The 9,882-nt window shown below is 57.1% G+C and carries 12 protein-coding genes; 4 read left to right on the top strand and 8 right to left on the bottom strand.

All coding sequences use genetic code 11. The features are described 5' to 3' along the window. Positions 1–459: IS30 family transposase (locus HDF16_RS29375; RefSeq protein WP_184224401.1), on the top strand; the 459-nt coding region annotated here is incomplete at its 5' end. 55 nt (positions 460–514) lie between these two features. On the opposite strand, the gene HDF16_RS29370 is transcribed toward HDF16_RS29375, so the two are convergent. Together HDF16_RS29370 and HDF16_RS29360 are read right to left on the bottom strand one after the other, a co-directional pair. After that, on the bottom strand, positions 515–928 hold the full coding sequence (locus HDF16_RS29370) for a hypothetical protein (protein ID WP_221313410.1): 414 nt from the start codon (positions 926–928) through the stop codon (positions 515–517). Positions 929–1,674: 746 nt separating this feature from the next. After that, the gene (locus HDF16_RS29360) at positions 1,675–2,016 is read right to left on the bottom strand and encodes a hypothetical protein (protein WP_184224395.1); all 342 of its coding nucleotides are present in this window, start codon (positions 2,014–2,016) and stop codon (positions 1,675–1,677) included. Positions 2,017–2,615: 599 nt separating this feature from the next. On the opposite strand from HDF16_RS29360, the gene HDF16_RS29355 reads away from it, so the two are divergent. Then, entirely contained in the window at positions 2,616–3,281 is a 666-nt protein-coding gene (locus HDF16_RS29355; protein WP_184224394.1) for a hypothetical protein, read from the top strand. Positions 3,282–3,417: 136 nt separating this feature from the next. On the opposite strand, the gene istB is transcribed toward HDF16_RS29355, so the two are convergent. From istB to HDF16_RS29340, 3 genes are all read right to left on the bottom strand, one after another. Further along, positions 3,418–4,197 (bottom strand): IS21-like element helper ATPase IstB, encoded by a 780-nt coding sequence (gene istB / locus HDF16_RS29350; RefSeq protein WP_184224393.1) that lies wholly within the window; start codon positions 4,195–4,197, stop codon positions 3,418–3,420. Then, the gene (gene istA, locus HDF16_RS29345; protein WP_184224392.1) at positions 4,194–5,690 is read right to left on the bottom strand and encodes an IS21 family transposase; all 1,497 of its coding nucleotides are present in this window, start codon (positions 5,688–5,690) and stop codon (positions 4,194–4,196) included. Before istA ends, istB begins: the two co-directional genes overlap by 4 nt. 131 nt (positions 5,691–5,821) lie before the next feature. Further along, entirely contained in the window at positions 5,822–6,154 is a 333-nt protein-coding gene (locus HDF16_RS29340) for a hypothetical protein (RefSeq protein WP_246410483.1), read from the bottom strand. 460 nt (positions 6,155–6,614) lie between these two features. Here HDF16_RS29340 and HDF16_RS29335 point away from each other — a divergent pair, with 460 nt between their 5' ends. Then, positions 6,615–6,971 (top strand): hypothetical protein, encoded by a 357-nt coding sequence (locus HDF16_RS29335; protein WP_184224391.1) that lies wholly within the window; start codon positions 6,615–6,617, stop codon positions 6,969–6,971. 47 nt (positions 6,972–7,018) lie between these two features. On the opposite strand, the gene HDF16_RS29330 is transcribed toward HDF16_RS29335, so the two are convergent. From HDF16_RS29330 to HDF16_RS29320, 3 genes are all read right to left on the bottom strand, one after another. Then, positions 7,019–7,249, bottom strand: coding sequence for a hypothetical protein (locus HDF16_RS29330; protein ID WP_184224390.1), 231 nt, complete (start codon positions 7,247–7,249; stop codon positions 7,019–7,021). Between the two features lie 80 nt (positions 7,250–7,329). After that, a complete protein-coding gene (locus tag HDF16_RS29325; protein WP_246410481.1) occupies positions 7,330–8,388 on the bottom strand; it encodes an aldo/keto reductase in 1,059 nt (352 codons plus the stop codon). A gap of 29 nt (positions 8,389–8,417) precedes the next feature. After that, a complete protein-coding gene (locus HDF16_RS29320; protein ID WP_348641466.1) occupies positions 8,418–9,707 on the bottom strand; it encodes a L,D-transpeptidase family protein in 1,290 nt (429 codons plus the stop codon). On the opposite strand from HDF16_RS29320, the gene HDF16_RS30440 reads away from it, so the two are divergent. After that, positions 9,661–9,882 (top strand): hypothetical protein (locus HDF16_RS30440; RefSeq protein WP_221313408.1); only part of this gene is annotated, 222 nt, incomplete at its 3' end. The genes HDF16_RS29320 and HDF16_RS30440 overlap by 47 nt on opposite strands.

Raw genomic sequence — 9,882 nt, 5'->3', positions numbered from 1 at the left:
GGTCACTGGGAGGGAGACCTGCTCAGCGGCTCCGGCAACAGTCACATCGCGACTCTGGTAGAACGGCACTCACGCTTCACCATCCTGGTCAAAGTATCCAGCAAGGACACGGCGACCGTCGTTGCCGCGCTCACTCGGCAGGTTCGGAAACTGCCCGCGTCTCTGAGGCGCTCGCTGACCTGGGACCGCGGACTCGAGATGGCCAAGCATAAGACCTTTACCGTGGCCACGAAGGTGAACGTGTACTTCTGTGATCCGCAGAGCCCATGGCAGCGCGGCACCAACGAAAACACCAACGGACTTCTAAGACAGTACTTCCCAAGAAAAACCGACTTATCCGGCTACTCTCAAGCCGACCTCAACAAGGTAGCTCTGCGCCTCAATCAGCGCCCGCGAAAGACGTTGGATTTTGAAACTCCGGCTAGTAAACTCCATGCCAGTGTTGCATCGACCGGTTGAGACCGCCTGTGTTTTCGGCAATCTCGCCGTTGCTGCACGTTTCAACGGGGTGAACTCACCCTTTGCCGTTGATCACCAGATTTGAGTAGCGTTCGGTCACTGGATCGAAGGTGGCTTTCCAATAGCATTCGCCGCCGTCGGAGACGTCGACAAGCTGACTCCGCCACTCAGCCGTTAGCCCCCTGGCGCAGAAGGCATTCACGAAGAGAAGCTCCTTGCCGTCAAGTTGAACCGGCACATATTGCCTGTAGTAGCCGCCTGGGTTCTCTATGATCCTCGTATCTCCTGGCCACTGGGTATGAAGACCGATGATTTGTGAAAGATGCGATTCTGCTGATTCGATTTGGGTGGCCGTAGGCTGCCAAGCGTTGTCGGTGGTAAAGATCCTCTTGCCTTCTGCTGACGGAAGCACCACGTATCGAGCACTCTTCTGCGGCGGCGAACAGCCTACGAGAGTCATCAAGCTCAACAGTGTGATCATCCGCATGGTTTAGAAGAGAACACAAAAGCAACCTGCCGCAAAGTCGGCGTTCTCGGCAAGTTCGAGAGCCGCAGGGCTACCGTGAGGCGTCCGGACGGGCTGCTTCAGTCGAGACTGGTCATAACCCGGTTTAGGACTACAACGCGATCGACTGAATCGATCGGAAACCATGCATGTATCGCTTACGTTAGATGGAAAGAAGAACGTCTAATTCGGTCGGCGGAGGGGGCAGTACCTGAGACTTAACAACCATGCCATAGCTTCCGCTACCGATGTCGACAAGAACTTTATTCGTGGTGTCTTGGGTACGCGTAGAAGTAACGTGCAACTGCCGCGTAGCTTGAGCTAGTGCGTGGCAAAGGGTATACCGGTTTGGAATACGTGACGCTGCCAAGAAAACATTTTCAGAGCGCATTTGAGAGAGCTCCTCTTGAGGTACGGGTTAGGGGCTGAGCTGCAGTTGCAAAATGGCTAGATAGCGATTTATTGCAAAATCTGCACGTCAACTATGCACCGGTCAATTGCTTGAGTACGAGCTTCCAGCATTGCGACTGAGGTTGCGTGACGGCTAAGGTCAGAGAGTTCCAAGCGACGTGCCTCCGCCCGGAAGCCGTCGCTGTCGCCGGTCCATTTTGAAATCAACTTACGGAGCTGCTCTTCAGTGGCCATGCTGAATTGTACCTACTGTACATAAGATGCGTTATCGGACATAGTGATCCCGCCACCCACAGGCGCTAAATCTTGACCTTGGATCGAGCAGCCCGCAGCGCCTTCTTGGCCTCGACCTCAAGCCGGTGCTGCTCGAGCTTTTCTGCGACCTTACCCGACGGTGTTTCGAGTACTGGCACGACGCGCTCCGTGCAGAAATTGATCACATCGGTATAGGTAAGATTCCACTTCTGCGCAGCCTTCTTCATTCTTAGATACGCCGGAAGAGGCATTTTTACAGTGACGCACTGCAATGGACGCTTCGGCTGGGGATCATCCATGTCTTCGAGCACGGCTTCCATAAATTGTTCGCTAAGCCCGTCAGGTAGCGCCGTGAGTTGGAAACTTCCATCTGTTGGGTGGCTCATTAGCTTCTCCCTTTGTTCGCCATCATGAAGGGAGATTAACATTCTTCCGCCGCGGACTCAAGCACTCAAATGTTCATCGATTGGTGAAGACTCTTTGAAGTCACCAGGCCAGGCCTACCTGGAATTGCGTATGTACATACGCAATTCCAACTCCGAAGTCCTTGAATGACGCGGCTATTTACAGCACGTCTGATAATATGTATAGTTGCTCCTGTAAGCGCAAAGCAATAATGTCGTAGCTCTGCAAAGCCAAAGTGTCGATGCCCCATCCTGAGTTGAGGGTTGGAGGCGGCAGATGGGTTGGCTACAGATGAGCAAGCAGGAGTTACGACGGGTTGAGGTCTTGACTGAGGTGCTGGCAGGCCGGCGCACGACGGAGTCGGCGCCGGGCGTGCTAGATGTGAGCTAGGGACAAGTCACCAGTTCTACTGGCTGAACGCGGTCAATAGTGCTCCACTTTTCAAAATGCCCTCGTGGTAGCTTCCGTATTGTGTCGAGACGCAAATTCTGCCTCGTAAGCGCCGCTGAACCGCGGGCAGAAACGACGTTTCAGTACGTCTATCTTGCCAAAGCCAGGATAGTGTTCAAGGAGAGAACCGATGGTGCCTCCGCCAATGATTTGCGACTGGGCCAGGAGGCTCATTGCTTCCGAGGTCGATGCTGGCTCACTTCAAGTACAGAGCGAACTGGCTACACTGCGGGTCTACGAAAAGCTTCGCACGCGGTTTTGTGCTCCTGTCGGGGTTGACGCGTTTCATGCTCTCGCTTCTCGCGCCTTATATCTAGCGAAGTCGCAGTTTCCAACTCTCGATGCTGTGAACGTCACGGGAGATGGAGGGTTGCACGGCCTGGGCGAGCGTGAAGGCCCACTGCGTGGGGATGACGATCTGGAGGTGGGAATCATCCTGATTGCTCAGATGCTCCGACTATTCCTAACCTTACTTGGCGAAACAGCGACGGTTCGCATGCTTGAAGATGCGGGTTCACCGATCGTTATTAGTTCTAAGTCAGAGGCACCCGATAGGAAGGGGTTCCTGCCTGAAAAGAACTACCTCGGTCCATTTGAAAATATCTCTGTCGAAGCTAACCAGTTACGGCACATAAGCGAACGTCTTGAAACGTTGACTGACGCTCTTCCCGGGGTTGATGAGCTTATGAGCGTCGCGGGAAACATACGTAATATTGCTAACGCCTTGGATATTTTCATACTCATTCGAAGCAAGGCGGGTGGCTCAGACGACAGCGTGCTGTCAAGGGCGGCGTGAAAGGAGACCAGTGTGGCGGCGTAAAAGGGAGCCATTTTTGAGTTTGCGAAGGTTGTTGGGGACTGCGGGGGCGAGGGCCTCTGGAGCGTAGCGGAAGAGGCCTTCGCCCCCGCGCGGCGCGTTTGGTGGGGTAGGGCTAGGAGTTGGGTGTCCGTTTGCGGCGGCTTTGTTTGAGGCGGAAGCTGTCGCCGTTCATCTCGAGGATGTGGACGTGGTGGGTGAGGCGGTCGAGCAGAGCTCCGGTGAGGCGTTCCGAGCCAAGGACTTCGGTCCATTCGGCGAAGGGCAGGTTCGAGGTCAGCATGGTCGAGCCGCGCTCGTAGCGCTGGCTGAGCATCTCGAAGAGCAGTTCGGCGCCTGTCTTCGACAGCGGCACGAAGCCGAGTTCATCGACGATGAGCAGCTCGTAGCCGGCGATCTGCTTCTGAAAGCGCAGCAGCTTCCGCTCATCACGAGCTTCGATCAGTTCATGGACCAGTGCGGCGGCGGTGGTGAAGCGGACGCGGTGTCCTTGCTGGCATGCGGCGAGCCCGAGGGCGAGCGCGATGTGGGTCTTGCCGGTTCCGCTGTTGCCGAGCAGCAGCACATTCTCGCGGCGCGTGAGGAACTCGCACCGCGCCAGTTCCAGCACCATCGCCTTGTTGAGCGTCGGCATGGCGAGGAAGTCGAAGCTGTCGAGGCTTTTGGTGATGGGGAACTTCGCCTGCCTGATGCGTCGCTCGGTGGCGCGGCGTTCGCGGTCGAGCAGCTCAAGCTCGGCCATGCGGAGTAGATACCGGGGATAGTCGAGGTCCTCGGCCGCGCACTGCCGCGCCACGTGGTCGTACTCGCGCAGCATGGTCGGCAGGCGCAGCGCCTTGAGGTGGTGGTCGAGCAGAAGCTGCGGCGTTTCGATGGTTGCGGCGGTCTCGCTCATGCGCTCGCTCCTTCCAATAAAGTCATGTAATCGGCGGCCTGCGTGGTTCGGACCTGGGCCAGGGGAAGGTGTGGATAGTTCTCCATGTCGAGCCGTGGCGGTCGTTGCTCGATGCGGCACAGCAGCAGATGCTTGACCGCGTCGAAGCCGATCGTGCCGAGCTCAAGCGCGTCTTCGATGGCCTGGGTAAGTTCGTCGAGCTTGAAGGTCTCAAGCAGACGCAGCACCTGCACATACTCGCGCCCGCCGTGCTTCAGCCTCGCTTCCAGCAGGCGGCGCAAGGTGGCGAAGCACGCGGGCAAGTGCCAGCCTTGAAGCGGCGCGGCCTGGTCAAGCGCACGCGTCTTCTGTTCGAGCAGCGCGAGGTAGTGCAGCGGATCATAGACCACGGCCTCGCGTTCGTAGCTGCGCGGGTGCCGCGCGATGACCTCGCTGCCGCAGGCGAGGGTGACCTCGTGGACGTAGCCCCGCACCAGCACCTGAAGATGTCCATGCCGTGTCGGCACCGAATAATCGTTGCCGCGATAGCGCACCAGAGCCAAGGAACTCACTCGCGCCGAGACCTTCTCGCAGGCCTCGTAAGGCGCTGCAGGCAGCGACAGCAACGCAGCCCGGTCACGCTCGAAGCGCTCGGCGATGGTCTCCTTATGCCCGCGCAGCTTGCGCTCCCGCCGCTCGCGGCACTTGGCTTCGAGATGCGCGTTGAACGCCTCCCAGGTCGCGAAGCACGGTACCGGAACCATGAAGTTCCGCCGCGCATATCCCACAAGGCCTTCGACCTTGCCCTTATCGTTGCCCTTCGCAGGCCGTCCAAACTTATCGGCAAATAGATAGTGACTCTGGAGTTCGGAGAACGCCCGCGTGCGTTTGCGCTCGGTGCCGCCAAGGATCTTCGCCACCGCGATCTTCGTGTTGTCGTAGAGTATGCGCGTCGGCACGCCGCCGAAGTACGCGAACGCCTTCACATGACCTTCGAGGAAGGCCTCGGTCGTCTCGGCGGGAAACGCCATGACAAAACAGTCGTCGGAATGCGGTAGATCCACCACAAGATAATGCGCCTTGCACTCCACGCCGCCGATCACTGCCAGCGCCTCGCCGAAGTCCGCCTGCGCCTCGCCCGCGGGATGCACCAGCGGAATGAACATTTCACGGCTACGCTGTGCCGCCGAACGCAGGTAGTCCTTCACGATCGTGTAGCCGCCCGTGAACTGATGCTCTTCCTTGAGCCGCTCCCAGACACGCTTCGCGGTATGCCGCTGCTTGGCCGGTCTCTGCTTGTCGTCCTCCAGAATGGCGTCGATCACGCCGACCCACGGGCCCAGCTTCGGCCGCTTCACTGGCTGCTGCCTCTGATACCCAGGCGGCACAGAAAACGCCACCATCTTCCGGACCGACTTGCGCGAGATCCCAAACTCACGCGCCGCCGTCCGCTGACTCACACCATCCACCAGAACCGCGCGCCGAACCCGCCCGTATAGCTCCACCTTGAACATCCCTCCGGTGTCCCACAGGGCCGCCAATCAAGGCAACTCCCCGCAAAACCAGTCTCCGGCGGTGGATCCCTTTTACACCGCCACGAAGCCCCGCTCACGCGGCGCTACCTGGTCTATTTTTGCTCCGGCGCTCATATATCCACTGGCTCTGCTTGGCGGTCGATAGCGTGACCAAAGACATCGAACATGCGCGAGATGATTGTCTTGCCTACAGGTGCTCGCAAAGGTGTGCCCGTATCTCTGACTACCATTCCACGAGCAAGCCCCTGGGTCACAGTGAGCGCAATCCCTCGCACGCGACGTTCATCAAGTTGCTCCATTACTTCAATCACTATGGATTCATTCGTGCCACAGCGCAGAATCGAGAACACAGAGGGCAATCGTCCAGGAAATAGAACATCTACAACACTGCCCCTTATGGAAATAACGGAACCTGTGTGAGGAATCGCGTGTTCGTCTGACATCGCTCCTCCAAAGTGGCGCGTAAGGAAGCGCTGAGGGCAGCCACATGCCGCATCGAGACCGCTGATCCCAACCGTATCTCCAGCAACAGCAGAGAAGCTGTTCCCTTTTGCTCAACTGTAACTTTTGCGGCATCCTGACTCGCCAGAGTCTTGGCCTCCAGGTTCACCGTGATCAGATCTCATTGATGATCCCGACGGCGCGCCGTGTGCGGCTTTCAGTCCCTAAGTCTCTGAGCAACAGTGCTCAGCTCCGGCACAAACAACGGCAGATATTAACTCTTAGCAACTAGGAGAACTATGGCTCACATAAAGATTCTGACCCTCTCGGCTCTCTGCGTCAGTTTGATCGCTCCTCTGACGGCAGCGCCCGCCCAGATTGCCATTGGCATTGGCGTGGAACCTGGATGCCCCTACGGATACTACGACTACTCTCCCTACGATTGCTCCCCATACGGCTACTATGGACCTGATTGGTTCAATGGCGGTTTATTCATTGGAGCAGGCCCGTGGTTCCATGGCCACCGGGGCTTCTACGGTCACGTCGATAATCGTTTCGATCCGCGACACGGATATGCTGGCCCTATGCCTGGCCACGGGGATCGGCCTTTCAATCATTTCCAACCCAACGAAGCACGCGATGGACAAGGGCATGTCGGCGAGGCCGGCCATAGCGGCGCTGGCGAACATCGAGCTGGCTCTCAGGGACGCGGCGGTGGCAATCACGGCGGTGGCAATCATGGCGGCGGTCACGGCCATTAGCCATTTCGGCCACCTTCCTCTACAGAAAGCAATGAGAAGAGAGGCTGGCATCGACTGAGTCGACACCAGCCTCTCAATCCGGCTGCTCGTTAGCATACGGCCCAATCATTTCACTGGTGGCGGGAGTAAATCCGCATCGGCCAAACGCTCTCGGTCTTTGTGGATGCGTTCAGCAAGGGCATCTTCCTCATAGACGAGTTTGATCCGCTGAGTTGCGTCGCTAAACCCCAGATGAGTTGGCTGTGCCTCGATTGCTTGTTGCTCAAATTGCGCTCTTGCGAGTTCGGAGCGATCTTTCTCAAGCTGAACTAATAGTGGGTCTATCCTGCTTGCCATATCTATCCTCTTTTCTCTCATGCATTGCCAACTTGCGAATCTGAACCATCTAACGGACTGTCCGCGTAGAAACGTGTAGCTCAGCCCCAGCTCTGAACTTCTGTACCTCCGAAGATGCCACGCTTCACTTCAGGTCGAGCCATCAGGTAGGGGCTCACCAGTTCTGGAGCCGTTCCCTCGTTAAGTGTTTCGACCTGTACTGGACTCAACGTGAGCTCAAGAGAGGCGATGTTGTCATGCAACTGCTCAAGCTTGCTGGCTCCCAGGATCAGCGACGTAATTCCTGGTTGTGCTGATGCCCAGGCAAGCGCCACCTTCGCCAATGGAACGCCTGCGTCGTCACTCACCTTACGCAGTACATCGAGCACCCGCCAGTTCTTGTCCTTGAACTTCTGGAACGATGGCAGGTTCAGATCTAGTCTGCCACCGCCCGAATGCACATTGCCGTTGCTGTCTCGACTGTATTTTCCAGCCAGAAAACCAGCGGCAAGAGGACTCCAGGGGGTGATTCCCAGGCTAAATTCGCGCGCCATCGAGATGTACTCGTACTCGATGGCACGCTCGGTAAGCGAGTACTCCATCTGCAAAGCGATGGGGCCGGGGACACCCTGAACGCGTGCCATGGCGGCCATCGCCGCGGCGTACCAAGCGGGGACATCTGACAAACCGAAGTAGCGAATCTTGCCGGAGCGAACGAGGTCACCCATCGACTGCAGGACCTCATCCATTGGAGTTACCTGGTCCCAGACGTGCATCCAGAAGAGATCAACATAGTCAGTCTTGAGGCGACGCAGCGAGCCCTCAAGAGCGCGATGGAGATTCTTTCGGCCGTTGCCACCGGCATTGGGATTTCCCGGCTCCGCATTGAAGGAAAATTTGGTGGCGAGAACCAGCTTGTCGCGGAGGTTACGCGCAGCAATGTACCCACCTGTCAGCTCTTCGCTTTTGCCCTTGGCGTAGACATCGGCGGTGTCGATGAAGTTTCCACCAGCATCGACGTAAGCATTGAAGATTGCTTCGGAGACATCGTCGGGCGAGCCCCAGCGTGGCGTACCAAACGTCATTGCGCCAAGGGCGAGAGGGCTGACCACAAGACCGGAGCATCCGAGAGTGCGAAATTTTGTCATTGTCATAGTCATTTAGATACGCTACTCCCCGGTGAAGGCTTCTATAAAGACCCTTTAGAGTTCCTGCCTTCGACTTGATTGTTGATCGCTCCAGAGAGGGCGCCGGCATCTTCCACATTCTCTGCATGACGCTTCTTGCTGGCCGCCTGCAGCAGTGCTGCTAGGCTCTTGTCTTCTTTGTAAATGTCGGGGAGGAAGTACACAACGTTGTCTTCACCAGCGAATGCTGTTGCATACACAATCAAGACTGGAATAGGGTTGACGAGGGATACCGTTGTTGTTTGCTCGCCATGCATCGCAGCTTCTACCTTCTCTTTGGACCAACCACCATTCAGCTGTAGAGCCCATACAGCCAATGCAGCAGGATCTTTCAGTCGAATACATCCGTGACTGAAGTCGCGACGAGTCTTCTCAAAGAGTTTAGGGAGCGGCGTACCGTGAAGATAGATGTCGTACCGATTTGGAAGTGAGAACTTGATCAGGCCAAGCGCATTGCGGTCGCCAGGCCGCTGCCGAATACGGAAGCCCTTTCCGGGGATACTCACTTTCTCGTAGTCATGCTTGGCCAGATAAGTCGAATCGCGCCGCATCGCTGGTTCCATCTCACGGTGCTGGATGTCCTGAGGAATATTCCAATAGGGCCGGAAGATGATGGAGGAGATCTGATTCTGAAAGACTGGCGTCTGGCGATGGTACGCTCCACCAACGATCACCTCCATCGCGAGCACAACCCTCAGGTTAGAGTCATAAGCGCGAAGTTTGAATTCGGGAATGTTGACAACGATTGGGGGTTCAGCGAACGCCTGCGAAATCCATCGCCAACGTTCCAACGTGAGTTGCAACTGAGCCACTCGGTCCTCGATCGACACAGACAACTGCCGGTAGCTCTCGGCAGTTAGAACGCCATCAGGATTCAGTCCATGCCGATGTTGGAACGATTTGACTGCCGTGGCAGTGCTCTCGTCATAGATCAAAGATGATCCGACCATCTCACCCGGCGTCAGGTCCCCGTCTCGCACTAAGACAGCACGTAGAGCAGCTAATCCGGCGTAGGAATCCCCCACGTTCACCGCTTTGCCGACCCGCTGGAGAATGATCTCAGGTTTGGACAGCATAGGTATGTAGTGCTGTAGCGCCAGCCTGGTCCGCTGATAGCCGGGCGATGGTGGCTCGAGCCAATCGAACTCTGACACAGGTGATCGGGACTGGGATACGTGCCAGACAAACTTTACAGGGTCGAATCCTTCGCAGTTTGCCAACAGATCTGCGTGCGCTTCGTGCGGATTGATCCGACCGCAATGCAAGTCCATCGTCAACCTTATGGTAGCCACGCTGACCGCAAGCTCGAAAGCAGCGGCTCGACGCAATGCCGTCGGCGAGTCGACATCCCGTTGCGATCCCGCGAATCAGCCGCGGCGGGTTCGCATGGCGTTTGTCCTGGTCAACGACCGCTGGCGCTGCACCTTCACGGATGAGACTCAGGGCGTGCCACTGCCTCGGTCATTC

The organism is Granulicella aggregans (assembly GCF_014203275.1).
In the GTDB taxonomy this organism is placed as follows: Bacteria; Acidobacteriota; Terriglobia; order Terriglobales; family Acidobacteriaceae; genus Edaphobacter.
This window is presented reverse-complemented; position numbering and strand designations above follow the sequence as displayed.